The 25,901-nt window shown below is 64.6% G+C and carries 24 protein-coding genes; 21 read left to right on the forward strand and 3 right to left on the reverse strand.

Annotation, left to right across the window (positions count from 1 at the left end):
• Positions 1-5: 5 nt before the first annotated feature.
• Together H0P51_RS14545 and pstS are read right to left on the reverse strand one after the other, a co-directional pair.
• Positions 6-1,049 (reverse strand): class I SAM-dependent methyltransferase, encoded by a 1,044-nt coding sequence (locus tag H0P51_RS14545; RefSeq protein ID WP_180913532.1) that lies wholly within the window; start codon positions 1,047-1,049, stop codon positions 6-8.
• A gap of 52 nt (positions 1,050-1,101) precedes the next feature.
• Complete coding sequence (gene pstS / locus H0P51_RS14550) at positions 1,102-2,211, reverse strand: phosphate ABC transporter substrate-binding protein PstS (protein WP_425488860.1); 1,110 nt, start codon at positions 2,209-2,211, stop codon at positions 1,102-1,104.
• A 365-nt stretch (positions 2,212-2,576) separates the two neighbouring features.
• Between pstS and H0P51_RS14555 the strand changes: the two genes are divergently transcribed.
• From H0P51_RS14555 to H0P51_RS14630, 16 genes are all read left to right on the forward strand, one after another.
• On the forward strand, positions 2,577-2,903 hold the full coding sequence (locus tag H0P51_RS14555; RefSeq protein ID WP_246397964.1) for a DUF732 domain-containing protein: 327 nt from the start codon (positions 2,577-2,579) through the stop codon (positions 2,901-2,903).
• A gap of 301 nt (positions 2,904-3,204) precedes the next feature.
• Positions 3,205-3,504 (forward strand): type VII secretion system ESX-5 target PE19, encoded by a 300-nt coding sequence (locus H0P51_RS14560; RefSeq protein WP_036361188.1) that lies wholly within the window; start codon positions 3,205-3,207, stop codon positions 3,502-3,504.
• A 337-nt stretch (positions 3,505-3,841) separates the two neighbouring features.
• Entirely contained in the window at positions 3,842-4,138 is a 297-nt protein-coding gene (locus H0P51_RS14565) for a WXG100 family type VII secretion target (RefSeq protein ID WP_180913534.1), read from the forward strand.
• A 50-nt stretch (positions 4,139-4,188) separates the two neighbouring features.
• Positions 4,189-4,473, forward strand: a complete 285-nt coding sequence (locus tag H0P51_RS14570; protein ID WP_083111340.1) for a WXG100 family type VII secretion target — start codon at positions 4,189-4,191, stop codon at positions 4,471-4,473.
• A 141-nt stretch (positions 4,474-4,614) separates the two neighbouring features.
• Positions 4,615-5,517 carry an ESX secretion-associated protein EspG gene (locus H0P51_RS14575; RefSeq protein WP_180913535.1) on the forward strand — a complete coding sequence of 301 codons (903 nt, stop codon included), beginning with the start codon at positions 4,615-4,617 and terminating at the stop codon, positions 5,515-5,517.
• Between the two features lie 251 nt (positions 5,518-5,768).
• Positions 5,769-7,280, forward strand: coding sequence for a type VII secretion integral membrane protein EccD (gene eccD / locus H0P51_RS14580; RefSeq protein ID WP_180913536.1), 1,512 nt, complete (start codon positions 5,769-5,771; stop codon positions 7,278-7,280).
• Positions 7,258-9,123 (forward strand): type VII secretion-associated serine protease mycosin, encoded by a 1,866-nt coding sequence (gene mycP / locus H0P51_RS14585; RefSeq protein ID WP_180913537.1) that lies wholly within the window; start codon positions 7,258-7,260, stop codon positions 9,121-9,123. Before eccD ends, mycP begins: the two co-directional genes overlap by 23 nt.
• Positions 9,120-10,340: a type VII secretion protein EccE gene (gene eccE, locus H0P51_RS14590; protein ID WP_180913538.1), complete on the forward strand. Its 1,221-nt coding sequence runs from the start codon at positions 9,120-9,122 to the stop codon at positions 10,338-10,340. The genes mycP and eccE overlap by 4 nt, the downstream gene beginning before the upstream one ends.
• Complete coding sequence (eccA, locus tag H0P51_RS14595; RefSeq protein WP_180913539.1) at positions 10,337-12,169, forward strand: type VII secretion AAA-ATPase EccA; 1,833 nt, start codon at positions 10,337-10,339, stop codon at positions 12,167-12,169. The genes eccE and eccA overlap by 4 nt, the downstream gene beginning before the upstream one ends.
• A 703-nt stretch (positions 12,170-12,872) precedes the next feature.
• Positions 12,873-14,165, forward strand: a complete 1,293-nt coding sequence (locus tag H0P51_RS14600; RefSeq protein ID WP_180913540.1) for a PPE family protein — start codon at positions 12,873-12,875, stop codon at positions 14,163-14,165.
• 35 nt (positions 14,166-14,200) lie between these two features.
• The gene (locus H0P51_RS14605) at positions 14,201-15,598 is read left to right on the forward strand and encodes a PPE family protein (protein WP_180913541.1); all 1,398 of its coding nucleotides are present in this window, start codon (positions 14,201-14,203) and stop codon (positions 15,596-15,598) included.
• 103 nt (positions 15,599-15,701) lie between these two features.
• On the forward strand, positions 15,702-15,989 hold the full coding sequence (locus H0P51_RS14610; RefSeq protein WP_246398815.1) for a DUF732 domain-containing protein: 288 nt from the start codon (positions 15,702-15,704) through the stop codon (positions 15,987-15,989).
• 357 nt (positions 15,990-16,346) lie between these two features.
• Complete coding sequence (locus tag H0P51_RS14615; RefSeq protein ID WP_180913543.1) at positions 16,347-17,597, forward strand: PPE family protein; 1,251 nt, start codon at positions 16,347-16,349, stop codon at positions 17,595-17,597.
• 16 nt (positions 17,598-17,613) lie between these two features.
• The gene (locus H0P51_RS14620) at positions 17,614-19,014 is read left to right on the forward strand and encodes a PPE family protein (RefSeq protein WP_180913544.1); all 1,401 of its coding nucleotides are present in this window, start codon (positions 17,614-17,616) and stop codon (positions 19,012-19,014) included.
• Positions 19,015-19,077: 63 nt separating this feature from the next.
• Entirely contained in the window at positions 19,078-19,368 is a 291-nt protein-coding gene (locus H0P51_RS14625; protein ID WP_246397966.1) for a DUF732 domain-containing protein, read from the forward strand.
• A gap of 97 nt (positions 19,369-19,465) precedes the next feature.
• Positions 19,466-20,194, forward strand: coding sequence for an MgtC/SapB family protein (locus H0P51_RS14630; protein ID WP_180918980.1), 729 nt, complete (start codon positions 19,466-19,468; stop codon positions 20,192-20,194).
• 26 nt (positions 20,195-20,220) lie between these two features.
• On the opposite strand, the gene H0P51_RS14635 is transcribed toward H0P51_RS14630, so the two are convergent.
• Positions 20,221-21,159 (reverse strand): alpha/beta hydrolase fold domain-containing protein, encoded by a 939-nt coding sequence (locus H0P51_RS14635; RefSeq protein WP_180913546.1) that lies wholly within the window; start codon positions 21,157-21,159, stop codon positions 20,221-20,223.
• 61 nt (positions 21,160-21,220) lie between these two features.
• On the opposite strand from H0P51_RS14635, the gene H0P51_RS14640 reads away from it, so the two are divergent.
• The 5 genes from H0P51_RS14640 to H0P51_RS14660 all read left to right on the forward strand — a co-directional run bounded on the left by H0P51_RS14640 (position 21,221) and on the right by H0P51_RS14660 (position 25,883).
• The gene (locus H0P51_RS14640) at positions 21,221-22,177 is read left to right on the forward strand and encodes a sterol desaturase family protein (protein ID WP_180913547.1); all 957 of its coding nucleotides are present in this window, start codon (positions 21,221-21,223) and stop codon (positions 22,175-22,177) included.
• Between the two features lie 102 nt (positions 22,178-22,279).
• Positions 22,280-22,942, forward strand: a complete 663-nt coding sequence (locus H0P51_RS14645; RefSeq protein WP_425488861.1) for an Rv1815 family serine proteinase — start codon at positions 22,280-22,282, stop codon at positions 22,940-22,942.
• Between the two features lie 160 nt (positions 22,943-23,102).
• Entirely contained in the window at positions 23,103-23,792 is a 690-nt protein-coding gene (locus tag H0P51_RS14650; RefSeq protein WP_180918982.1) for a TetR/AcrR family transcriptional regulator, read from the forward strand.
• A gap of 100 nt (positions 23,793-23,892) precedes the next feature.
• Positions 23,893-24,393: a VOC family protein gene (locus H0P51_RS14655; RefSeq protein WP_180913548.1), complete on the forward strand. Its 501-nt coding sequence runs from the start codon at positions 23,893-23,895 to the stop codon at positions 24,391-24,393.
• Positions 24,390-25,883 carry an FAD-binding protein gene (locus H0P51_RS14660; protein WP_180913549.1) on the forward strand — a complete coding sequence of 498 codons (1,494 nt, stop codon included), beginning with the start codon at positions 24,390-24,392 and terminating at the stop codon, positions 25,881-25,883. Before H0P51_RS14655 ends, H0P51_RS14660 begins: the two co-directional genes overlap by 4 nt.
• Positions 25,884-25,901 lie beyond the last annotated feature (18 nt).

Raw genomic sequence — 25,901 nt, forward strand, 5'->3', positions numbered from 1 at the left:
CCGAACTAGCGGGTCTTGCGGTAGACGAGCCAACGCAACTCGATCGGGGATTCTTGCGGGGAGACGTCGAAAAGGTCCAGACCGTTGGCCCAACCCGGGAACCAGTCGGTGGGGGGCCAGGCGCCTTGCGGGAGGTGGCTTTTTTCGTATTCGCAGGCGGAATCGTCGGACACCATTTCCAGCGGTAGCCCGGTCACCGCGCTGGTCATCTCGTCCCGGGTGAAAATCATTGTGTTGCATTGTTGTCCGAGCTGAACGGCGGCATCGTCAGGGACATATCCCGGCCGTGGCAGAAATGCATTGAAAACCAGATGCCCGCCGGTTGCCAGGCAATCGGCGGCCAGTTCGAGAACACCCCGCAACTCATGGGGGGTACGGAACTCTGGCACCACTTCGGAGACCACGATCAGTTGATAGTCGGTGCGGACACCGTCCATGGTGTCGAAGGCGTCGCTTTCGATGACGCGCACATCCAACACCGCCCGCTCGGCCTCGGAGCGAATGATCTCGGCAAACTTCGGGGTCATCTCCACTGCATCCACCGGGTGGCCGCGCCGAGCCAGCGCGAGCGCATTACGGCCGGTTCCGGCCCCCACGTCGAGCACCCGGAAAGCCGCCGGATCGGCCGCCTCACAAGCCAGCGCCCAGACCCGTGCATCGGCCTCAGCCCCGAACAGCGGGCCCTCGCGCGCGCCAACCCATGTGTCGTAATCGCCTGCGACCGTGAGCCATTCAGCTTTCACACGGTAGTTCATCCCGATGCCGAAGGGGGCGTGGTAGGAGATGACGATGTTGGAGCGCTGAGAAGCGCTGAAGGCGCGGTCCAACTCGGTCTCCAACATCGTCCTCAGTTGCGCGGCTTCTTCGTCCGTCTGCTGAGCGCCGACGCTGGCGAAGATGTTCTTGCACATGTCGATGTACTCGTCGATCAACGCTGGAACCGCTGGCACGCTGATCTGGCCGGCGGCAACCGACCGACGATGTAACCGTCGCGTCATTGCGGAGCGCAGCGACGCAGGATCGAACGAACGCCCCGGCCGATCTTCCATGAGACTCTTCTACCTGACCCGATGCAGTGAAACCACCACCGGGCGTTCAGGATTACGAGATGGCATCCACCGCGGCGGCCAGTCGCTGCTTGAACGCGTCCGGAATAGGAACGTACCCGTTGTCGACCAAACCATTCTGGCCGTCCCCAATTGTGCTCTGCAGGAAGGCTTTCACCGCTGTGCCGACCATTGGGTCAGGATACTTCGAGCAAACTATCTCGTAGGTCGCCAGCACGATGGGATAGGAATCGGGCTGGCTCGGCCGGTAGAACGAGATCGTGTCCAGCACCAGGTCGTTGTTCTGGTTGACGATTCCGGCCGCTGCAATGGTCTTCGCCACCGAGTCCGCACTGATCGTCACCGGGTTAGGGCCGGCCGACGTGATGATCTTGGCCATGTGGAGCGCATACGACTGGGCGAATGACCACACGGTATAGCTGATCGCACCGTCGGTGTGTTGCACGGCCGACGCGGTACCGTCGTTGCCTGTTGCGCCCTCGCCGACACCGCCCAGAAACGTCTTGCCCGCACCCTTGCCCCAGGCGCCGTCCGAGGCCGTGTCGAGGTAGCGCTGGAAGTTGTCGGACGTACCCGATTCGTCGCTGCGGAACACCACACGTATTCGCTGTGCCGGAAGCGTGACGCCCGGGTTCAATGCCGCGATAGCAGCGTCGTCCCACTGGCTGATGGTGCCGTTGAAGATCTTGGCCGCTGTTGGACCATCCAGCGTCAACGACGTGAGGCCGCTGACGTTGTAGGTGATCGCCACCGGCCCGAACACTGCCGGCAGATTCCACGCATCTGAGCCGCAGCGTTGCCGCGCCGAGGCGTATTCGTCCGGGGACAGCGGCGAGTCGGACCCGGCGAAATCGCTCTGACCGGCGATGAACTCGCGAATACCAGCGCCCGAACCGTTAGCCGTGTAGTTCAGCGTCTTGTCGCTGCACGCGTGCTCATAGGCCTTGACGAATCGATTCATCGCGTTGACTTGGGCCGTGGAACCGCTGGCTTTGAGCGCCTTGGAGCCGCCGCAGTTGACGCCCACCGCGGGCGCGCTGCTCGATGCACTCGGTGCACTCGCCTTGCGGTCATTTCCGCAGCCGCAGATCACCACCGGTGACAGGATCACAGCCACCCAGGCACAAAAAATCTTCGCGTTCAATTCAATTCCTCGGGTCCGGTCGACTGGCCGAATAGATCGGCACAGATGGACATTGCGGTTCGGATATCGGCCAGCCGGCTTGAACCCTATTTCAACTCCGGTGCACCGGAAATTAACGCGTGATGACATCACGGAGGCTCGAGGATGAACGAAAATCTCGGGCACACCAACGGGCCCGGCCAGGCTTCGACGCCGCCTGGGCGGCGTAATCCGGCCGCGAAGTGGACGGCGGGTAAACAGCGTGTGTACACCTGCGCGCCCCGCTGGAACTGCGGCTTACCAACCGCGAAAATCGATGTTGACGACCCGCACGACACGCTTGGCCGGGTTGTCGTCAGTAAGTCGTCTAGTTCGGGAGTTTGTGAATGCGTCTGCGTCCGATTTGGGTCGTCGTTATGTTCTTGGCATTTTTTGGCCTACAGGCGGTCACCGTTGCGCACGCCGATACGGTCGACGACCGATTTCTCGCACAGCTGCGGTCCGAAGGCATTGCCGACCATGAGTCCAACGCACATGCGATCGAAGCCGGGCACTTCGTGTGCGTGAAACTCGACAACGGGTTGTCACCCAGCGAAGTAGCCACCGACGTGCTGAACAGCAGCAGCATGCCCGCCTACCATTCCGGATTTTTCGTCGGCGCCAGCATCGACGCATACTGCCCGCGCCACAAGGAGAAATTGGGCTCGTCCTGAAGCGACTTCTCAGCAGCGCGATTCTTTCCCGCGCCGATCCGTCCGACCTGGGAAAACAGCATGTCAATCGATCTTCCAAGACGGCACCGCCAGCATCACCGGGTACACCGCGGATTGTGCCGCGCTTGATTAACACCGAAGGTGGTCAGGCGCTGTTACTGTGTCGTTACAGCCGGCGATCCCGTATTGCCGTCGAGTGAACAAATCCCAACTAGGCAGCGTTGGAGGCGACCTGGCGCCGTGCGGTCATCTACTCTCGTGCAGAGAGCGGTGCTGGGATGAATTTTAGGGAGGAAACAGCATGTCGTTCGTGACCACACAGCCAGAAGCGCTGGCGGCTGCGGCCGGAAACCTGCAGGGAATCGGCACAACCATGAGCGCTCAAAACGCCGCCGCCGCGGCACCCACCACCGGAGTGGTTCCCGCGGCCGCTGACGAGGTGTCGGCGCTCACCGCGGCACAGTTCGCGGCACACGCGCAGATGTACCAGGCCGTCAGTGCCCAAGCGGCGGCGATTCACGAGATGTTCGTAAACACCCTGACCACCAGTTCGGGTTCGTACGCGGCCACCGAGGCCGCCAACGCAGCCGCAGCCGGCTGACCGATCTGCCCTAGATGTTTCGGAACGGGTCAGCGGCGGACGTGAGTTCCGCAGCCCCGTTCCGTCAGGCGGTGATCTCGCAGTCGAGCGGCCTGGCCGGAGGCCTTCGCTGCGAATCACCTGCATCCGCAGTCAACCCGAACAATGCGGTTCGAGTTCGACACCTTTCCGGCCGTGACGCAGCCCGGTGGCCGCCGGCTGACGGAAGAGGGGGTTCTCCGTAATTTTCCCGGTCGGCGGTTACATCCGTGTGGCGCTGATCGGCCATCGCGTTGTCAACATCTACTAACACTGACTATTCAAGATCTACTAACACTGACTATTCAAGGAGTGACAAGTGGCTACACGCTTTATGACTGACCCGCACTCGATGCGGGCCATGGCGGGCCGTTTCGAGACCCACGCCCAGACCGTCGAGGACGAAGCTCGCCGGATGATGGCGTCCTCGCAGAACATCTCCGGCGCCGGCTGGAGCGGTCTGGCCGAGGCCACCTCGATGGACACGATGACCCAGATGAACCAGGCCTTCCGCAACATCGTCAACATGCTGCACGGCGTTCGCGACGGACTCATCCGGGACGCCAACAACTACGAGCAGCAAGAGCAGGCCTCCCAGCAGATCCTCAGCAGCTAGCCACTCACGTCCTGGCTGCGTACTCTTTCAATCGTTAGGAGATCAACAGAATGACCATCAATTACCAGTTCGGCGATGTCGACGCCCACGGTGCGCTCATCCGCGCGCAGGCCGCCAACTTGGAGGCCGAGCACCAGGCCATCGTTCGCGATGTGCTGGCTGCCGGTGACTTCTGGGGCGGCGCCGGTTCGGTGGCTTGCCAAGAGTTCATCACCCAGTTGGGTCGCAACTTCCAGGTGATCTACGAGCAGGCCAACGCTCACGGCCAGAAGGTGCAGTCCGCCGGCAGCAACATGGCGCAGACCGACAGCGCCGTCGGGTCCAGCTGGGCCTAAATAACTAAAAACTGCGGGCGCGGCAGCACACCAAAGCAGGACGGTGTGCTGCCGTGTCCTGCAGTCAACTGGAAGTACAACTGAGGTACGACGGTCGCTAATCAAGGGCCACAGGGGAACTAGAAGGGTCACGAGGTAGGGATGGATCAACAGAGCACCCGCACTGACATCACCGTCAACGTCGATGGCTTCTGGATGCTTCAGGCGCTGCTGGATATCCGGCACGTTGCGCCCGAACTGCGGTGCCGGCCCTACGTGTCGACCGACAACAACGACTGGCTCAACGAACACCCGGGCATGGCGGTGATGCGCGAGCAGGGCATCGTCGTGGGCGACGAGGTCAACGAACATGTCGCTGCCCGGATGAAGGTCCTGGCAGCGCCAGACCTCGAGGTCGTCGCTCTGCTGTCCCGGGGCAAACTCCTCTACGGGATCGTCGACGACGAGAACCAGCCGCCGGGGTCACGCGATATCCCGGACAACGAATTCCGGGTCGTGCTGGCCCGCCGCGCACAGCACTGGGTCTCGGCGGTCCGGGTCGGCAACGACATCACCGTCGACGACGTCGTCGTCTCCGACAGCGCCTCGATCGCCGCCCTGGTGCTAGACGGCCTGGAATCGATCCATCACGCCGACCCGGCGGCGATCAATGCCGTCAACGTGCCCCTGGAGGAAATGCTCGAGGCCACCAAGTCGTGGCAGGAATCGGGATTCAACGTATTTTCCGGTGGCGATCTGCGACGCATGGGGATCAGCGCCTCCACCGTGGCCGCGCTGGGTCAGGCATTGTCAGACCCCGCGGCCGAGGTCGCTGTGTACGCGCGCCAGTACCGGGACGACGCCAAGGGGCCCAGCGCGTCGGTGTTGTCTTTGAAAGACGGATCCGGCGGACGCATCGCTTTGTACCAGCAGGCGCGCACGGCCGGATCTGGCGAGGCGTGGCTGGCTATCTGTCCGGCTACCCCGCAGCTGGTTCAGGTCGGCGTGAAGACGGTTTTGGACACTTTGCCGTACGGCGAATGGAAATCGCACAGCAGGGTTTAACAACGCCGTTACGAAAAACCCAATACAACAACAACTTTCAACATAAAATGCGAGCTGGAACCCGAGACGGCATACTGCTTTCAGCAACGGGTTACAAAACTGAAAAGTAAGCCGTCAACCACAACTCATACGCGCGAGGCGAGGCAAATGAAATCGGAGTCAGTCCAGCCAAAGCTCCACAGGGGCGGTGGCGCAACAGGCGCCCCGGCGATCGCGCCGACACACGCCGGCAGGGTAGGGGGTGTAGGACGATGACCGCGCTAGCTGATGCGCCACAGACCGACATCGAGGGTGTTTCATCGCCCCGAGCCGTCGTCGTCGGAATCATGGCCGGCGAAGGTGTCCAAATCGGTGTGTTGCTCGATGCCAACGCACCGGTTTCGGTGATGACCGACCCGCTGCTCAAAGTCATCAACAGTCGACTCCGCGAACTGGGGGAGACGCCGCTGGAAGCGACCGGGCGCGGCCGCTGGGCGCTGTGCATGGTCGATGGCACCCCGCTACGCGCCACGCAGTCGCTGACGGAGCAAGACGTTTTCGATGGTGACCGGCTGTGGATCCGGTTCATCCCGGACACCGAGCACCGGTCACAGGTCATCGAGCACATCTCGACGGCGGTGTCGGCGAACCTGAGCAAGCGTTTCGCCGCGATCGACCCGATCGTTGCTGTTCAGGTCGGCGCGTCGATGGTGGCCACCGGGGTGGTCCTGTCGTCCGGCGTGCTGGGGTGGTGGCGGTGGCACCACAACACCTGGCTGACCACGATCTTCACCGCGATCGTCGCCGTGGTGGTGCTCACCGTCTCGGTGCTGCTGATGGTCCGCGCCAAGACCGACGCGGACCGTCGCGTTGCCGACATTCTGCTGATGAGCGGGTTGGTGCCACTTACCGTCGCCGCCGCTGCTGCGCCGCCCGGACCGGTTGGTTCGCCCAATGCCGTGCTGGGCTTTGGCGTCCTGGCAGTCGCCGCGGCTTTGGCGCTGCGCTTTACCGGCCGCCGTTTGGCGATCTACACCGCGATCGTCGTGGTCAGCGGGCTGGCCACACTCGCCAGCCTGTCCCGGATGGTCGCGGCCACCAGCGCAGTAACCCTGCTGTCCTGCCTGGTGCTGGCCAGTGTCCTGCTGTACCACGCCGCGCCGGCGCTGGCCCGCCGACTGGCCGGGATCCGGCTGCCGGTGTTCCCGTCGGCGACCAGCCGCTGGGTGTTCGAGGCACGGCCCGATCTGCCTACGACGGTGGTGCGCTCGGAGGGCGGCCCGCCGACCCTGGAAGGTCCGGCATCGGTCCGCGACGTGTTGCTGCAGGCCGAGCGGGCACGTTCGTTCCTGAGCGGTCTGCTGGTGGGGCTAGGCGTCCTGATGGTCGTGTGCCTGAGCGCTCTGTGCAACCCGCACACCCACGAGCGGTGGCTGCCGCTGCTCCTGGCGGGCTTCAGCGCCGGGTTCCTGCTGCTGCGCGGCCGCTCGTACGTCGACCGCTGGCAGGCCATCACCCTTGCCGCGACCGGGGTGATCATCATCGCGGCCGTCGCGGTGCGCTACGCGCTGGTGTTGTCCTCGCCCCTGTCGGTGTCGATCGCCGCCGCAGTCCTGGTCGCGCTTCCCACCGCGGGACTCACGGCTGCGGCAGTGGTGCCCAACACCATCTACAGCCCGCTGTTCCGCAAGTTCGTGGAATGGATCGAGTACTTATGCCTCATCCCTATCTTCCCGCTGGCCTTGTGGTTGATGAACGTCTATGCAGCCATTCGGTACCGGTAGGGGTCGATCGTGGCGGGGCCGCGCAGCCAGCGCGGCCCTCGCTGCGATAGTCCTCGCAGGTGGGGCACTCGCCGGGTTGCCGCCGGCCTACGCCATCACGCCGCCGCCGTTCGACCCGGGCGCGATTCCTCCGGACACGCCGCCCGGACCGATCGCGCCGATGAAGCAAAACTCCTACTGCACCGAGGTGGGGGTTCTGCCCGGCACTGACTTCAAGATCCCGCCGAAGTACATGGAGATGCTGAGCCTCAGCGAGGCATGGCGCTTTGGCCGCGGTGAAGGAGTCAAGGTTGCGGTCATCGACACCGGTGTGACTCCGCACCCCAGGCTGCCGCGGCTTGCCCCGGGCGGCGACTACGTCATGGCCGGCGACGGGCTATCGGACTGTGACGCGCACGGCACCCTGGTGGCGTCCATGATCGCCGGAGCACCCGCCGACGGTGCGGTCGCTCCGCCGGCAGCACCGCGCCGACCGATCCCGGTCCCGACCCAAGAGAAGCCGCCACCACCGCAGACCGTGACGCTCTCCCCGGTTCCGGGCCCCACCATCACCGTGATCCCGGCACCACCGCCGTCGTCGGAGGGTGCCCCGCCCGGGGCGGCGCCGGGACCGGGACCCGGTCAGGCTCCGTCGGCGAACCGTGGCGGCGGCACCGTCACCATCCCCGGCTACGCCGGTGGCCGGCGAATTTCCGGTGTTGGGGTGGGCGCCAACAATCCCCTTCCGCTGGACCCGGCGACAACAACAACCACGACAACAACAACTACGACAACAACAAGTACGACGACGACACCTACGACCACCGCGTCGAGTCCGTCACCGACCCAGTCATCGCCGAGTCCGGCACCGGCCTTATTACCCGGACCGGCCGCGGCGCCACCCGACGCCTTTAGCGGAGTCGCGCCCGGTGTCGACCTGATCTCCATCCGTCAGTCCAGTTCGGCATTCACCCTCAAGGACGCCTACACCGGGGAGGAAGATCCGCAGACTGCGGCGAAGATCGACAATATTCAGACGATGGCGCGCGCTATCGTGCATGCTGCCAACATGGGTGCGTCGGTGATCAACATCTCCGACGTGACCTGCATCAGCGCCCGCAACCCGATCGATCAGCGGGTCCTGGGGGCCGCCGTGCGCTATGCCGCGGTCGACAAGAACGCGCTGATCGTCGCCGCTGCCGGTGACAGCAGCAAGAAGGACTGCAAGCAGAACCCCACCTTCAATCCTTTGTCGCCGAAGGACCCCCGCAACTGGAGCGCCGTGACCACGGTGGTGACGCCATCGTGGTTCAGCGACAACGTTCTCACTGTCGGCGCCGTCGATTTGAACGGTCAACCGCTGACCCAGATGAGTATTGCCGGGCCGTGGGTGTCGATCGCGGCGCCGGGGACCGATGTCATGGGTTTCTCGAATCGCGACGACGGTCTGATCAACGCCCTTGACGGGCCTGACAACTCGCTACTTACGCCGGCGGGCACCAGTTTTGCCACGGCAATCGTTTCGGGCGTGGCCGCGCTGGTGCGCGCCAAGTTCCCCGAACTGTCGGCCTATCAGGTCATGCAGCGGCTGATCCACACGGCCAGGCCGCCCGCCCGTGGAGTAGACAACCAGGTCGGATACGGTGTCGTCGACCCGGTGGCGGCGTTGACGTGGGATGTCCCTGCGGGGCCGCCCCAGGCACCCAAACAACTCTCGGCACCGCTGCAGCTGCCGAAGGCTCCCGCTCCGCGCAACATGGTGCCGGTGTGGATAGCCACCGGGGGTCTGGCCGCGGCATTACTGATAGGCGGAGCAGTGTTCGGTACAGCGTCATTGATGCGGCGATCGCGGAAACAACGATGAAGGCTCAGCGTAAGTTCGGGTTGTCGTTGACCTGGCCGCGCCTGACCGCGGTGTTTCTGGTCGACGTGCTGATCCTGGTCCTCGCTAGCCATGCGCCCTCGTCATGGCAGGGCGAGAACCGGGTGGCGTGGTGGGTCGGTGTCGGCGTCGCGGTCCTGATAACGCTGCTGTCGACCGTCACCTACCGCGGCATCACCGTGACCTCGGGATTGACGGCCTGGCTGTGGGACTGGTCCGCGGACCCGGGTACCGCGCTGGGCGCCGGATGCACACCGGCGACAGATTTCAAACGCCGATTCGGGCGCGACACAGTCGGGGTGCGGGAGTATCGAGGTCAACTGGTGGCCGTCGTCGAGGTCGACGGCGGGGATGGTGAGCACCCGGGCCGGCATCGGCACCGCAACGCCGGTTCGGCGCCGATCCTGCCGGTGGCGGCGGTTGCGAACGGGTTGCGGCAGTTCGACATTCACCTAGACAGCATCGATATCGTCTCCGTCGAGGTACGCGGGGGAGCGGAAGCTGCCCGCGCGTCGGCGTCGCTGCAGCAGTGGGGCCCGGAGGGCTGGGGGTCGAGCGATGGAGCGGGCGACCGCCCGGGCGCAGACCGCCGCCGTACCTGGTTGGTATTGCGGATGAACCCGCAACGCAACGTCGCTGCGGTGGTGTGCCGCGATTCCTTGGCGGCGACGCTGGTCGCGGCCACCGAGCGGCTGGTGCAGGATCTGGATGGACAGAGTTGTGCGGCGCGGCCCTTGACGGCCGACGAGCTGGCCGAGGTCGACAGCGCGGTGCTGGCCGACCTCGAACCGACCTGGAGCCGGCCAGGCTGGCGGCACCTGAAGCACTTCAACGGCTACGTGACCAGCTTCTGGGTCACCCCGTCGGACCTTGACTCCGAAACGATGCATGACCTGTGGCTCTCCGAGGCGCCGGAAGTTGGCGCTACGGTGGTCACCGTGCGACTGAATACACATGCGGGCCGGCCCCAGTTGTCGGCGTGGGTGCGCTATCACAGCGAGGCTCGACTGAGCCGAAGTCTAACGGCGGGATTGAACCGGCTCACCGGGCGCCAACTGGCCGCGGTGCGGGCCAGCCTGCCGGCACCATCCACCAAGCCGCAATTGGTTGTGCCGAGCCGCGAACTGCGAGACCACGACGAGCTGGAACTGCCGGTGGGTCGCGAGGCGGAGCACGTCTCCAGCTCAGCAGTACAATGACCCGCGCGCAGTCAGCTGCCGAAGATGCCAGAAACGCAATGGTTGCAGGCTTGTTGGCATCGGGGATCTCGGTCAATGGGCTGCAGCCCAGCCACAATCCGCAAGTCGCGACGCAGATGTTCACCACCGCCACCACGCTGGATCCCGGGATGTGCGATGCCTGGCTGGCGCGGATCCTCTCGGGTGACCAAAGCCTCGACGTGCTCGCCGGCGCCTGGGCGGCGGTAAGGACCTTCGGTTGGGAGACCCGGCGCCTCGGCGTCACCGACCTGCAATTCCGCCCCGAGGTCTCCGACGGGCTGTTCCTGCGCCTGGCTGTCACCAGCGTGGACTCACTGGCTTGCGCCTACGCGGCAGTGCTGGCCGAGAACAAGCGTTACAAGGAAGCCGCAAACCTGCTCGACGCCACCGAACCCCGGCACCCCTTCGATACCGAGCTGGTGAGTTACGTGCGGGGCGTGCTGTATTTCCGCACCAAACGATGGCCGGACGTGCTGGTGCAATTCCCGGAGGCCACCCAGTGGCGACACCCCGAGTTGAAGGCCGCCGGGGCTGCGATGGCCACCACGGCGCTGGCTTCGCTCGGTGTCTTCGAGGAAGCATTCCGCCGGGGTCAGGACGCGATCGAGGGGGACCGGGTGCCGGGGGCGGCCAACATCGCGCTCTACACCCAGGGCATGTGTTTGCGGCATGTCGGCCGGGAGGACGAGGCGGTCGAGCTGCTGCGTCGCGTGTACTCCCGCGACGCAAAGTTCACCCCGGCACGCGAAGCGCTGGATAACCCGAACTTCCGCCTGGTGCTTACCGACCCGGAGACGATCGAAGCCCGCACGGATCCGTGGGACCCGGACAGTGCCCCGTCGCGCGCCCAAGCCGAGGCGGCCCGCCACGCCGAGGAGGCGGCGAAGTACCTGGCCGAGGGCGACGCCGAGCTCAACGCGATGCTCGGTATGGCGCAGGCCAAGAAGGAAATCAAGCTCATCAAGTCGACGACCAAGGTGAACCTGGCGCGGGCCAAGATGGGCCTCCCGGTTCCGGTTACGTCGCGGCACACGTTGCTACTGGGACCGCCCGGAACCGGCAAGACGTCGGTGGCGCGCGCGTTCAGCAAGCAGTTGTGCGGGTTGACCGTGCTGCGTAAACCCGTGGTGGTGGAGACGAGCCGCACCAAGCTGCTGGGGCGCTACATGGCTGATGCCGAGAAGAACACCGAAGAGATGCTCGAAGGGGCATTGGGCGGGGCGGTCTTCTTCGACGAGATGCACACCCTGCACGAAAAGGGCTACTCGCAAGGCGACCCCTACGGCAACGCGATCATCAACACGCTGCTGTTGTACATGGAGAACCATCGCGACGAGCTGGTGGTCTTCGGAGCCGGCTACGCCAAGGCAATGGAAAAGATGCTCGAGGTGAATCAGGGTCTGCGGCGGCGCTTTTCGACGGTGATCGAGTTCTTCAGTTACACCCCGGACGAGTTAATCGCGCTCACTCAGTTGATGGGTAAGGAGAACGAGGACGTCATCACCGACGAAGAAGCGGCCATCCTGCTGCCGTCGTACACCAAGTTCTACCTCGACGAGACCTACTCCGAAGACGGGGACCTAATCCGCGGCATCGACATGCTCGGTAATGCCGGCTTTGTGCGCAACGTGGTGGAGAAGGCCCGCGATCACCGCAGTTTCCGCCTCGACGACGAGGACTTGGACGCCGTGCTGAACAGTGACTTCAACGAATTCAGTGAGACGCAGCTACGTCGGTTCCGCGAATTGACTCGCGACGATCTTGCCGAGGGACTCAGCGCCGCGGTAGCGGAGAAGAAGTCGAACTGACGCCCGCTTTCGCGCACCCTGATCCTGCCGGCACAGGCCGACGGTCATGCCTCCCACAGGCCGGATAGCCGGTTTCCCGACCGCATCCTGTGGAAGCTCCTAACCTGTGCATATATGACTTGCTGCCCCTCCTTGGCGCCCTGACCAGGGGCGCAGCGAAGGTCTCACCGCGAGTCCGCACAGCGAGCACAGTCATCGGCAGCGGGTATGACGGTCCGGTTGGCACAGATTGCGTACGTTGTCCCTAAATCGAGAAGGGACATCATGACACAACACTTTCTTTTTTCTGCGGTAGAACCGTGCTCGTGTCAGCTTATTCTTCATTTTTGTCATTCTGAAATAGAATAAACATTTCCTGCAGCCACGTTTGGTTGGGCCGCGATGACCAGCGCCACCTGTCGATTTAACGGGAACCGGACGCAAGAAATGTCACACGTTTCCAAATGCTCAGACATTTCTTGTTTACTTTTCGATTACTTAGCGGGAACTGATCGAAAATAACCCGCGCTGAGGATTGCTCGCAGCAGCCCGGGATCCGGCCCAGCGCCTTTCAACCAACACGACGGGCGCGGCTGCAGATGAACTGAAGTGACCGGAAGTTGTCGAATTCAGGGCACCCGAGGGCCCAATCCACCTGCGCAGCGCAAGCAGGTTCGACGGCTTGCGGGCCAGAGATAGCCATAGGGGATGAGGGGTGAAGGGCATGGATTTTGGAGTGCTGCCACCGGAGATCAACTCCGGCCGCATGTATAGCGGCCCGGGAACCGGATCATTGCTGGCCGCCGCCGCGGCATGGCACGAGTTGGGCGCCGAATTGCATTCCACCGCAGCCGCTTACATGTCCACGATCGAGAGCCTGGTATCCGGCACGTGGCAGGGCCCCAGCTCGATGGCGATGAACGCAGCCGCCGGACCCTACGTATCGTGGCTATCGGCCACCGCATCCCGCGCCGACGAAGCAGGCGCACAAGCCAAGGCTGCCGCGCGAGCCTACGAAAGCGCGTTCGTGGCAACGGTTCCACCGCAGATAATCGCGGCTAATCGGACCCTGCTGTTATCACTGATCGCCACCAACATCCTCGGCCAGAACACGGCGGCCATCGCGGCTACCGAATCCCACTACGCCGAGATGTGGGCCCAGGATGCCGTGGCGATGTACGCCTACGCCGGAGCATCAGCAATGGCAACGCAATTGACGTTGTTCACCGAGCCGCCACAAACCACCAGCGAAGCGGGTACAGCGGTGCAAGCGCAGGGCGTCGGTAGCCAATCCACGGCCGACATCGGCAGCCAGCTGACCCAACTGGTCACTTCGATCCCGAATACGTTGCAGAGTATGGTCACAACGCTTCAGGGAGCACCGACGACGGGGACGACATCGGTATTGTCCGAACTCGCCCTGCCCCAGCTGGCCGCGGCGTCGTTGCCGCCCGCGCTGGCTGCCGACGTGGCGAATTGGAACTCGATGATGAGTGTGCTCACCGGTCCCTTCTCGCTGCAGGGGTTGACCTCGATTCCCGGTGGGCCGTTCCTGTCGTTCGGACAGCTCTACGCCTACGCCCAGAACGGGCAGGGACTGCAGTCTTTTATGACCCCCGCCCAACCCATCTCCGGCGCGTTGGCGCCGATTGCGCAGGCCCTCACGCCCCATGCAAGCGCCGCCAGTGCTGTCGGAACATCCGCGTCAATGGGCCGCGCGGCAATGGTGAGCGGGCTGTCGGTGCCCCAGACTTGGACGACCACCGCCCCGGAGATCAGAATGGTCGCCGCGAGCCTGTCGACGAATCTGGCCACGGCTCCTGCAGCCGCATCGGCCGGTGAGGCCGGTGTGTTCAGCCAGATGGCGCTGTCGGGGTTGGCCGGACGCGCCCTCGGAGCCACCGTCGGCGGCGCCAACACCGGCGGTGCCGCCGTCGCCCGTTCACTGGGGGGCGTTGTCGCCGAGTCCGATCCGGCCGCCGCGATGATCTTCGTGCTCCCACCGCTCCAGGATTGAGCCCATGACGCACGCGAGCCTAGGGGGTAGCCACAATGTTCTACGCAGCATTTCCGCCCGAAATCAATTCCGGCCGGATGTACAGCGGCCCGGGATCGGGGCCGATGCTGGCCGCCGCGGCAGCCTGGAGCGGCCTGGCCGCCGAGCTGCAGGCAGCCGCCGCGTCCTATTCGGCGACGATCGCCGGCCTCACCAGCGGCCCGTGGATTGGACCGTCGTCGCTCACCATGGTCGCCGCGGCCACACCCTATATGACCTGGATGAGCGATACGGCGGCGCAGGCCGCGCAGGCCGCGGTCCAAGCTGGCGCCGCAGCATCGGCTTACGAGGCCGCCTTCGCCGGTCACGTGCCCCCGGCCGAGATAGCGGTCAACCGAAGCTATTTGGCGGCACTGGCAGCCACGAATGTTTTCGGGCAGAACACCGCCGCGATCGCGGCCGCCGAAGCACAATACGGTGAGATGTGGGCCCAGGACGCCGTCGCAATGGACAGCTACGCGGCCGCGTCGGCAGCCGCGACCGACATCGCGCCGTTCACCAAACCGCCCGATCTGGTCAATCCCGCAGGACTGACCCGTCAAGCCCCGGCAACCGAACACGCCCTCGGTAACTCGGCCGGCACCGCGAGTCGGTCGACTCTGTCGGTGAGCAGCCCGTTGTCGGAATTGCTGGCAGTCGGTGCCAACCTCAGCACCGACTACACCGCCATCATCAACGGAGTGCTCAATGGCCTGTTCGGTCCCAGCGGAGCAACAACATTCACCACCCTGTATTCGGCGATCAAGGTTCCGCTGAGCTTTACCACGCAGTTCAACGATGTCGGACTGCTGGTCAACTTCCCAGCATCGCAATTCCTCAAGTTCGGGCCGAAGTCGATTTCTGGCCTTGGCGACCTTCCCAAAGACGCGCTGGGCGGCGGTCTCACCCCGCACTGGGGCCGCGGATGGCTGACGAGTGCGGTGACGCCAAGCCCCACAGTTAATTTCGGTCGAGGAACCCTCGTCGGATCGCTGACGGTGCCGCCCAGCTGGACAGCCAATACGCCGGCCATCCGCACGGTCGCCGCCGCCTTGTCGGCCGCCGGACCCGAGACCGTACCGGCGGCCGAACTCGGCCAGGGCGGTCTGTTGAGTTCGATGTCCCTGGCCGGTATGACCGGAAGCGCCTTGGGGGGCGGGGCTTCCTCCGCCGCGTGTGGCACCCGACGCCAAATGACGCCGGTCAAAGACCTCACAGAACTCAAATCACCAGAAATGCTCAAACGTATGGTTGCCCAGATTTCTGAGCGTCCTGACAGTGTGCAGCACCACACGGTCGACCAGGAAGGTTTGGATGCCCTCCTCGAGCAGCTGGCCAAGAAGCCCGGTATTCACGCGGTGCATCTCACCAAGGACACGCCGCCGGTCGTACCCGCAGATGCGAAATTTGGTTAGCAGACACGGTATTTCGAGAAATCTCAGCCGAATGATTTTACCCGCAAGATGATTCAGGGAGGCTTTCGTGCGAAGGCTACTGGTTTTGGTCACCGCTCTCGTCATGATCGGCTCTGCCACGCCGGCATACGCCGAGCCCGATGAGACGCCGACCAACGACGACGCCGGCTTCCTGTCCGCCCTGCGCAACGCGGACATCGGCTACTCCAACCCAGCTCAAGTGATCGGATCCGCCAAAGCGGTGTGCAGCTGCTTGGACAACGGCGAGTCGGGCTTCGAACTGCTCCATGACGTGAAGGCTCACAATCCGGGCTTCAGTTTGGACGCCGCGGCCGAGTTTGCGGTTATCTCTGCGAAATACTATTGCCCACACCAGCTGTCCAAAGCGTGAGGTCATTCGCGTTGCGGCGCAACACTTCCTCTTCGAAGCACGTTGACGGCAGCCGCTGCGGTGGATGCCGGCATTCGCGGAGTTGCCATTCGGTTGCCCCAATATATTTTTTCAAGATGCATCGCCGAAAAGCGATTGGGGATCATTCGAAATCTTCGCAGATACCCAACATGCTTGACCTACCCTGAAGCCGTCGTACCCGACGCGGATGGGACCGTCGCCGAAGCAATGCGTGGGATTCCGCGGTGCGCTATTGGGGTATTTGGTGAGTCTTATATGAGTCTGGCAAGTTTTGCCCCGCTCCCAGGAAAGCCGTGACTACCATGGCGGGCACCGAAGGAGCGGAGGGGATTCTAGATGGACTTCGGGGCGCTGCCGCCCGAGTTAAATTCCGGACGAATGTATACGGGAGCAGGCTCCGGTCCGATGCTGGCTGCGGGAGCGGCCTGGGACGCGTTGGCCTCGGAGTTGCATTCCACGGCGGCGTCCTATGGGGCCGTGATCGACGGCATGACCGTCGGCTCCTGGCATGGTCCGGCAGCGACGTCGATGACCACGGCCGCCATTCCGTATGTGGCCTGGATGACCGCGACCGCGACGCAAGCAGAGCAAACCGCCGCGCAAGCCAAGCTCGCGGCCGCGGCATACGAGACCGCCTTCGCCGCAACAGTGCCGCCGCCGGCGATCGAAGCCAATCGCGCCATGTTGATGACGCTCATCGCGACGAATCTGCTCGGGCAGAACACGGCAGCGATCGCCGCCACCGAAGCGCTATACGCGGAAATGTGGGCTCAGGACGCCGCAGCCATGTACGCCTACGCGGCTTCCTCGGCCGCCGCAACCGTACTGACTCCCTTTAGCTCGCCGCCCGAAACCACCAACCCCGGCGGCGTGGCAAGCCAGTCGGCTGCTGTCACCCAAGCCGTCGGCAGCGCCGCCGCCACTGACATTCAGTCGCAGCTGTCGCAGCTGATGACCGTCTTTCCGAACATGCTGCAGGGCTTGGCGACGACGGCCGCCGCTCCCGCGGCGGCGACGCCCGCCGGTAACGTCATCGAAGCCATCTACCCCTTCGCCGCAGCCATCCGGCCGTTTTTTGCCGCCATCACCGGTGCATACAGCCCGATCATCCCATTCGTTCTCGGTGGCGGTTGGTGGCTGTTCAGCCTGCAAATCCTCGGCCTGTCGCAGAACGCTCCCGGGGTCGCTGCAATGCTCAACAGCGGCGGCAAGCCGATTGCCGGCCTGTCGCCCTTGCGGGGCGGCTACGTCGCATCACTGGGGGCGGGCGGGACCACAGCAGCCCTGGGGCAGTCCACCCTGGTCGGCTCTTTGTCGGTGCCGCCGAGCTGGGTGAGTTCCGCGCCGGTGCTGCGGACGATGGCCTCCGTGCTGCCGGGTGCCACTCCGGAGGCCCTGGCCGCGGTTCCCGCGGCGGCGGAGGGCGGCTTATTCGGCGAAATGGCCATGGCGAGCCTGGCTGGGCGTGCGCTGGCCGGCGCCACTGTGCGCACCGTCAGCAACGGCACATCGGGCGTCAGCGCTGGCGCGGCTGCCGGCGAAGACGTCGCCAGCACGGCCACCATCATCGTGATACCGGCGGACTGAACGGAAGGCGTGCCTGATGAGTTTCGCAGCGCGACCGCCGGAGATCACCTCCGGTCTGATGTACATGGGCCCAGGCGCAGGGCCGATGATCGCGGCGGCCACGGCCTGGGACGCGCTGGCCGCCGAACTTGGCGACACCGCCGCCTCCTACAGCGCAATCGTCGAAGGCCTGGCCAACGAAGGATGGACGGGTCCGTCATCGGCGGCGATGACCGCGGCGGCGGCGCCCTACGTCAGCTGGATGTCAGCCACCGCGGCACAGGCCAAGACGGCGGGAGAACAAGCGAAGGCGGCGGTGAGCGCCTACGAGGCGGCGTTCGCCGCAGTGGTCCCGCCGGCAGAGATAGCGATCAATCGGAGCCAGTTGGCGCTACTGGTGGCGACGAACATCTTCGGGCAGAACACGGGTGCGATCGCTGCCCTCGAGGCGCAGTACGGGGAAATGTGGGCCCAGGACACCGCGGCGATGTTCGGCTACGCCAATGCCTCGGCCGCCGCCGCCAAGCTGACGCCGTACTCCGAGCCGCCGCAGGTAACCAACGTGGCGGGACTCGCCAGCCAACAAGCAGCGGTGGGGCAGGCCAGCGGCCTGGCTGCCGGGACGGCTGCTGCGACCGCCGCGCCGGCAGCGGCACCCGCATTTCCATTCGACGTCGTCCTGCAGGCTCTGCAGTCTCTCGGCCAGGCCAGCACCTCCTACATGCAAGCTATGAGTGAGGTGCTCAACGCCGTGACCGGCACGCCATTGGCCGGTCCTACCTGGGAGCTGACATTCGGGATCTTCGCCGACATCGGCCGATTCAGCACGGTGGCCAACGACGCCATGAGCGTGCCCAACCTTGGCATGACCGAGTTCAAGCTGTTCTGGAAGCCGCCACTCGAGGACATCCCGAAATCCGCGTTGGGAGCCGGACTGGGAATGTCACCAACCGCCAACCTGAGCAACGCTGTATCGGCGGGTACCGGCGAGGCCAACGTGGTGGGGAAGCTGTCGGTACCGCCGAGCTGGGCATCTGCCACGCCCGCGATCAGGACGGTCTCCAACGTGCTGCCGGCGACCAGCATGGCCGCGGCCCCCGCGGCTGCGGTCCCGGCCGAGGTGGTCAATCAGATGGCCCTGGGGAGCCTGACCGGCGGCGCAGTGGGCACCGTAGGGGCGCAGGTTTACAGCGGAAGTGGTGCACGGGCCCGCGCCAACGGCGCGAAGGGCCCGGTGGAACCGGTCAAGCTAGACAACGTGATCGCCAAGCTGCAGCAGCAGCCGGAAACGGTACAGCACTGGAACGTCGACAAAGCGGGGCTGGACGGGCTGCTCGACAAGCTGTCGAAAAAGCCCGGCATCCATGCGGTACACGTGTCCAGCGGCGACCAGCCCAAGGTCACGTTGCCCGCCGCGCAGTTGCCCGAGGGGCGGTAGAGGGGGGGCGCTCGGGCAATGACTCGCTTAGGACGTTTATCAGTTGCGCTCACCGCGCTCACGATGCTGAGTCTTACTCCGGCCGCGCACGGCGATCCTGACGCCGACGATGCGGCGTTTCTCGCTGCCTTGAAGAATGCGGGCATCACCGTTCCCGATCCGGCCAGGGCAATTGTGTCCGCACAAGCCGTGTGCGGCCTGATGCGCAACGGTGAAACCGGTCTTCAGGTCCTCACCGACGTGCGGAACCAGAATCCCGCATTGACTTTGGACGGCGCCGCCCTGTTCACGGCCATCGCGTCGAACACCTACTGTCCCGAGCATCTGGGGCAAACCGAGGGCGGCTACTTCTGACCGACAGGCCCTGGTTTGCCTGCGCTCTACCTGGTGTTAACTCGAATCTGATTACCTGCTGTTTGCCGTATCGCGATCGGGAGAGGGGGCCAGCATGGTGCACACACTGACCAATGCCGAGTTCGCGCTCCGCCTGGCCGTCGGTGTGGGTTGCGGCGCGTTGATCGGCTTCGAACGTCAATGGCGGGCCCGGATGGCCGGGCTGCGAACCAATGCGTTGGTGGCTACCGGCGCGACATTGTTCGTGCTCTACGCGGTGGCCACCGAGGACACCAGCGCCACCCGGGTGGCCTCTTATGTAGTTTCCGGGATCGGGTTTCTCGGCGGTGGGGTGATTCTGCGTGAGGGAGCCAATGTCCGAGGCCTCAACACCGCCGCGACGCTGTGGTGCTCGGCGGCGGTGGGGGTGCTGGCCGCGTCCGGGCATCTGGTGTTCACCTTGATCGCTACCGGCACCGTGGTCGCGATCCATCTACTGGGCCGGCCGCTGGGACGGCTCATCGACCATGACAATTCCGGCGACGACGACGAGGGGCTCGAGCCATATCAGGTCCAGGTGATCTGTCGCCCCAAGTCCGCGAAGTATGCACGGGCTCAGATCGTGCAGCACACCCGCAGCAACGACATCATCCTGCGCGGCATTCACACCGGGGCCAGCGGCGAGGACAAGATCGCGCTCACCGCCCACGTGCTGGTGGACGGTCATTCACCGGCCAGGCTGGAACAGCTTGTCGCCGAATTGTCTTTGCAGCCAGGCATTTACGCCGTGCACTGGTATGCCGGGGAGACCAGCTCCGCGACTCTGGCTGCCCCGCAATCCGACTGAACCCGGCTACAGCTGCGGCACCCGCCTCACCTGGACAGCACCTCGCCTATCTCTTTCATCGTCACTTTCGCCTTGTGACCGGGAAGGAGCATCCAGGTGTGCATACCGCCGTCGAGTTCGTGCCAACCGATCTCGTGTCCTTCTGCGATCGCGCGGTTGCGGAACGCCCGGGCATCGGGGTTGAGCACATCGTGGGTTCCGGTGAAGACCGTCAGTCGGGGGAGGCCGTCCAGCGCTCCCACGCTCGGGCTGAGCAGGGGATGGTCCAGCGGGTCGCCGCCGGCGTAGCGGATTCCGGCGGCGCGCAGGTCTTCGAGGTTGAGGAACGGATCCATTTTGGCCACGGTCAGCACCTCGGGGTCGGGCAACCCCAGGTGCATCCAGGGAGAGAGCAGCAGGGCGTCGGTGGGCTGCGGTAGAGCGGCGTCGCGCACCGCGTGACACAGTGCGAACGCCATCCCACCACCGGCCGAATCTCCCATGAAAGCAACCGAATTCGGATCCCAAGTGTCCAGAACGCGGCGATAGACCTGCAACAGGAAGGGGAACACCTGACGGTAGGTGTGCTCGGGGGCGATCGGGTAGATCGGCACGGTGAGGCTACGGCGCAAAGTGAGGGACAACCTCGCGATGGCCGGCCAATGGAAATGGGGCAGCAGATCCAGTACGTAGGCGCCACCGTGCAGATAGACCGCGTGCCCACGCAACTCATCGCGCATGAGGTGCCGAGGGCTGACGTGGTAGACCGGGCGGCCGTTGAGGTCGGCGCGAGCGACCTCGACCCTTTTCAGGACCAGCTTCGAGGGCATGCCGTTGTAGGGCGGGCGCGGGTTTGCGGCCCACTGTTCCAGCTTCGCCGCCGGGAACAACCGGTTACGCACGCCGGAAGCACGCAGCAGTCGCTGGGTGACATGTGGCCTGCCGATCGGGCGGCTCACCCTCATCTTGAATTCGTTGATTGCCATCAAGGTCTACCGTGACACAACCCGGCGCGCGTGGATCCGGCAATCAGTAATCTGTTTTGCTGTGGGTGTGCTGACCGGATTCGTTTCAGCGCTGCCGGCCCAACTGCGGGATCCGGTGCTATTCGCGATTCCGTTCTTCTTGCTGCTGTTGACGCTGGAATGGACGGCTGCCCGCAAGTTGGCGAAATTGGACGCTGCATCTGGTGCTGGGGACCCCGCCGAATCCAGACCCGCCTGGGGCGCCCACCTCGCTCGCGATTCGATGACCAGCATCTCGATGGGGCTGGTTTCGATCGCCACCACCGCCGCATGGAAGGCCCTAGCCCTGTTCGGCTACGCCGCTCTTTTTGCCTACGTCGCGCCGTGGCAGCTGTCCGCGAGCAAGTGGTACGCCTGGCTCATCGCGTTCCTGGGGGTCGACCTGCTCTACTACGCCTACCACCGTTGCGCGCACCGCGTCCGGCTGGTCTGGGCCACTCACCAGGCTCACCATTCAAGCCAGTACTACAACCTGGCTACCGCGCTGCGGCAGAAGTGGAACAACAGCGGCGAGATCCTGATGTGGGCCCCATTGCCGCTGTTGGGATTGCCGCCGTGGATGGTGTTCTTCAGTTGGTCGCTGAACCTGATCTACCAGTTCTGGGTGCACACCGAGCGGATCGCCAAGCTGCCCCGCTGGTTCGAGTTTGTCTTCAACACGCCGTCGCACCACCGGGTGCACCACGGAATGGACCGGCTGTACCTGGACAAGAATTACGGCGGCATCTTCATCATCTGGGACCGGATCTTCGGCAGCTTCCAAGAAGAATTGTTCCGACCGCACTACGGGCTGACCAAGCAGGTCGACACGTTCAACGTGTGGAAACTGCAGACTCACGAGTACGTCGCGATCGTCCGCGACTGGCGCTCGGCGAACCGGCTGCGGGACCGGCTGGGGTACGTCTTCGGTCCGCCCGGCTGGGCGCCCGGCGGTGCCGATCGAAGGGGCGGAGTCGCTCCGATCGCGAGCTCTCGGTAACGCTGTTTGCGCTCTGCACGAAGACTTAGTGTCGGGGTGGTTACGACGTAACCTGAATGTGCAGGTCGGCGCGTTGTCGGCCATAACGGATCGGAGTCGATTTTGTATCGCCTGACCTTGCGCGCGTGCACAGCAGCGGCTGCTGTTTCGCTGGTGGCCGCTGGGCTGTCGACTGCCACCGCCGCAGCGGAGTCGACGTTGGTGTTCCCGGGCATGGAGATCCACCAGGAGAACCACGTCTGCACTTTGGGTTTCGTCGACATTCCGCGGCGCGTGGCCTATAGCGCCGGGCACTGCCGAGGGGGAATGGTCTACGACAAGGACAACAACCCGATCGGGCGCGTGGTGGCGTCCCGCGACAACACCCCCACCGGTTCCACGGTGGCCACCGATCAACCCATCGACGACTACGAGGCGATCGCGCTGGCCAACAATGTCGCGATGAGCAACATCCTGCCGGGCGGCCGGGGCCTGGTTTCGAGCCCGGGCGTGGTCGCTGCACCAGGTCAGGCGGTCTGCCACTTCGGCGTGACAACCGGAGAGACCTGCGGCACGGTCGAGAGCGTCAACAACGGGTGGTTCACCATGTCCCACGGCGTCCAGACCCAGCAGGGCGACTCGGGCGGGCCGGTGTACCTGTCGTCGGGCGGTGTCGGCCAAATCGTCGGGATCTTCAACAGCATGTGGGGAGACTTCCCGGCCGCGGTGTCCTGGCAGAGCGCCTCCGAGCAGGCCCGCCAAGATATGGGTGCGGGGGCAAGCTAGCTCATTGGCCAGCGCGAACACCGGAATCCGCGGTGCCACGGCGCGTCGATAACACGACCTCCACTGCATTTGCGAGAGCACCGCTCTCTGATCTATCCATCCGTTGCATGCGCTCCGCGAAAAAGCAAGAGCGGTGATCTCGGTTATGTCAGACTTGGCCGTGGGCAAACGCCAGGAGTCACGGGAGCAGATCGAGGCCCGGATCGTCGAGATTGGCCGGCGCCATCTGGTGAACCACGGCGCAGCGGGGTTGTCGCTACGCGCAATCGCCCGGGATCTGGGCATGGTCTCATCGGCGGTGTACCGCTACATGTCGAGCCGCGACGAACTGCTGACACTGCTACTCATCGATGCATACACGGCTCTCGCCGATGAAGTCGACCGGGCGCGAGACGACACCGCCGGCGATTCGTGGAGCGACGACGTAACCGCCATGGCACATGCCATGCGGGCATGGGCCGTCGCGCACCCAGCCCGCTGGGCCCTCTTGTACGGCAGCCCGGTTCCCGGCTATCACGCACCCGCGGGTCGCACCACGCCGGTGGGAACTCGCGTCGTCGCTGCATTTCTGGAGGCCGTCGCCGCCGGGATTACCACCGGCGACATCGTGCTGACCAACGACCACGTGCCGCAACCGACCTCGTCAGACTTCGAACGGCTGCGCAGCGAATATTCGTTTCCCGGCGATGATCGGGTGATGGGCAAGTGCTTTCTGTTGTTCGCCGGGCTGGTGGGAGCGATCAGCCTGGAAGTATTCGGCCAGTACGGGACGGATACCCTCACCGACGCCGGCGCCGTGTTCGACACGCAGGTCCAACTACTGTTGGACATGCTCGGCCGGCAGAATTAGAACATGTTCAGCCTCGCCCGTCGCGTCGGGCGGTGTCAGCGATGGCAAATTACTTCCCGGCAGTTCTGGCCGGCGACTGGCTGAGATATTCTGCGAAGCGATGAACCTCCTCGTTCAGTCGCCCATCCAAATCGCGTGGGTAACGTCGGATCTGCAGACCACTGAAACTGCCCTCACCGGCCTTTTAGGTGCCCGGAAATGGGTGCGCATACCCGATGTGCACTTTGCGCCCGATACCTGCAGCTATCGCGGCGAGCCCGCCGACTTCGTGGCGCACATCTCGCTGAGCTATCTCGGGGACATGCAGCTGGAGCTGATCGAGCCGGTCCGCGGGGAGAATGTCTATAGTGAATTCCTGCGCGACCACGGACCAGGTCTGCACCACATCTGCATGGAGGCCGAAAGCCCCGCGCAATTCGACGCCGCTTTGGTCGATGCCGCCGAGCAAGGCGCCGCGGTGGTGCAGCGGGGTGTGATGGCCGGCGGCATTCAGTTCGCTTACGTGTCGGCCCCGCAGGCCGGAGTTCCGTTCGTGGAAATCGCGTATCTGTCGCCCGAGATCAAAGCGTTCTACGACTACATAAGACAGGAGCAAAAGTGAGCACCGAGATCCCCGCCACGGTCAATGCGGACACGGTGGAGTCCTGGTCGGACGACGTCGACGTCCTGGTGCTCGGCTTCGGCATCGCCGGGGGCTGCGCGGCGGTCTCCGCAGCCGAGGGGGGCGCCCGGGTGCTGGTGCTCGAGCGCGCCGCTGCGGCCGGCGGTACCACGTCAATGGCTGGCGGCCACTTCTACCTGGGCGGTGGGACCGCCGTTCAGCAGGCAACCGGACACCCCGACACGCCCGAGGAGATGTACAAATACCTAGTCGCGGCCTCGCGTGAACCGGAGCTCGACAAGATCCGCGCCTACTGCGAGGGCAGCGTCGAGCACTTCAATTGGCTTGAGGCCCTTGGCTTTCAATTTGAGCGCAGCTTCTACCCGGGCAAGGTCGTGGTGCCGCCGGGCACCGAAGGGCTCAGCTACACCGGCAACGAGAAGGTGTGGCCCTTCTGCGAGCAGGCCGTTCCCGCGCCGCGAGGGCACTCGGTGCCGGTGCCCGGCGAATTGGGGGGAGCCGCGATGGTGATCGACCTGCTGGTCAAGCGCGCCGACGAACTGGGTGTGCAGATCCGCTACGAGACCGGCGCGACCAACCTGGTCGTCGACGACGGCGGCGCCGTGGTCGGGGTGAGCTGGAAGCACTTCGGCGAGACCGGTGCGGCGCGCGCTAAGGCGGTGATTATCGCCGCCGGCGGTTTTGCGATGAATCCGGAAATGGTCGCCGAGCACACTCCCGCACTGGGCCAGCCACGGCGCACCAAACACCACGGCCTGGTGGCACCCTATATTCTGGGCAATCCGAACGACGACGGGCTGGGCATCCGGTTGGGCGTCTCGGCGGGCGGGGCCACCAAGAACATGGACGAGTTGTTCATCACCGCCGCCGCATACCCCCCGGAGATTCTGCTGACGGGGGTGATCGTCAATAAGGATGGCAAACGGTTCGTCGGCGAGGACTCCTACCATTCGCGGACCTCGGCGTTCGTGCTCGAGCAGCCGGACCAGACCGCGTACCTAATCGTCGACGAGGCGCACATGCAGATGCCTGAGATGCCGCTGATCAAGTTCCTCGACGGCTACGAGACGATCGCCGAAATGGAAGAGGCGTTGGGCATCCCCGCGGGCAAGCTTGCCGAGACACTGCAGCGCTACAACGAATTTGCCGCTAAGGGCGAAGACCCCGACTTCCACAAACAACCCGAATACATTGCGCCGCAGGACAAGAGCCCGTGGGCGGTGTTCGACCTGTCGCTCGGGCGGGCGATGTACTCCGGATTCACAATCGGCGGGCTGGCGGTCACCCTGGACGGCGAAGTGCAACGCGCCGACGGCAGTGTGATCCCCGGGCTGTATGCGGCGGGAGCGGGTGCGTCCAACATCGCCCAGGACGGCAAGGGGTATGCCAGTGGGACGCAGCTGGGAGAGGGGTCGTTCTTCGGTCGCCGCGCCGGAGCACGCGCGGCAGCGCGGGCGCAGGCGCGATAGCTGGACTCAGCGCCGGAG

The sequence above is a fragment of the Mycobacterium vicinigordonae genome, from assembly GCF_013466425.1.
GTDB classification, from domain to species: Bacteria; Actinomycetota; Actinomycetes; order Mycobacteriales; family Mycobacteriaceae; genus Mycobacterium; species Mycobacterium vicinigordonae.

What these genes read in the sequence shown, in the direction of transcription:
- H0P51_RS14545 (WP_180913532.1), bottom strand. Translation starts at nt 1,049, where the DNA reads ATGGAAGATCGGCCGGGGCGTTCGTTCGATCCTGCGTCGCTGCGCTCC.
- H0P51_RS14555 (WP_246397964.1), top strand. Translation starts at nt 2,577, where the DNA reads ATGCGTCTGCGTCCGATTTGGGTCGTCGTTATGTTCTTGGCATTTTTT.
- H0P51_RS14560 (WP_036361188.1), top strand. Translation starts at nt 3,205, where the DNA reads ATGTCGTTCGTGACCACACAGCCAGAAGCGCTGGCGGCTGCGGCCGGA.
- H0P51_RS14570 (WP_083111340.1), top strand. Translation starts at nt 4,189, where the DNA reads ATGACCATCAATTACCAGTTCGGCGATGTCGACGCCCACGGTGCGCTC.
- H0P51_RS14575 (WP_180913535.1), top strand. Translation starts at nt 4,615, where the DNA reads ATGGATCAACAGAGCACCCGCACTGACATCACCGTCAACGTCGATGGC.
- eccD (WP_180913536.1), top strand. Translation starts at nt 5,769, where the DNA reads ATGACCGCGCTAGCTGATGCGCCACAGACCGACATCGAGGGTGTTTCA.
- mycP (WP_180913537.1), top strand. Translation starts at nt 7,258, where the DNA reads ATGCAGCCATTCGGTACCGGTAGGGGTCGATCGTGGCGGGGCCGCGCA.
- eccE (WP_180913538.1), top strand. Translation starts at nt 9,120, where the DNA reads ATGAAGGCTCAGCGTAAGTTCGGGTTGTCGTTGACCTGGCCGCGCCTG.
- eccA (WP_180913539.1), top strand. Translation starts at nt 10,337, where the DNA reads ATGACCCGCGCGCAGTCAGCTGCCGAAGATGCCAGAAACGCAATGGTT.
- H0P51_RS14600 (WP_180913540.1), top strand. Translation starts at nt 12,873, where the DNA reads ATGGATTTTGGAGTGCTGCCACCGGAGATCAACTCCGGCCGCATGTAT.
- H0P51_RS14605 (WP_180913541.1), top strand. Translation starts at nt 14,201, where the DNA reads ATGTTCTACGCAGCATTTCCGCCCGAAATCAATTCCGGCCGGATGTAC.
- H0P51_RS14610 (WP_246398815.1), top strand. Translation starts at nt 15,702, where the DNA reads ATGATCGGCTCTGCCACGCCGGCATACGCCGAGCCCGATGAGACGCCG.
- H0P51_RS14615 (WP_180913543.1), top strand. Translation starts at nt 16,347, where the DNA reads ATGGACTTCGGGGCGCTGCCGCCCGAGTTAAATTCCGGACGAATGTAT.
- H0P51_RS14620 (WP_180913544.1), top strand. Translation starts at nt 17,614, where the DNA reads ATGAGTTTCGCAGCGCGACCGCCGGAGATCACCTCCGGTCTGATGTAC.
- H0P51_RS14625 (WP_246397966.1), top strand. Translation starts at nt 19,078, where the DNA reads ATGCTGAGTCTTACTCCGGCCGCGCACGGCGATCCTGACGCCGACGAT.
- H0P51_RS14635 (WP_180913546.1), bottom strand. Translation starts at nt 21,159, where the DNA reads ATGGCAATCAACGAATTCAAGATGAGGGTGAGCCGCCCGATCGGCAGG.
- H0P51_RS14655 (WP_180913548.1), top strand. Translation starts at nt 23,893, where the DNA reads ATGAACCTCCTCGTTCAGTCGCCCATCCAAATCGCGTGGGTAACGTCG.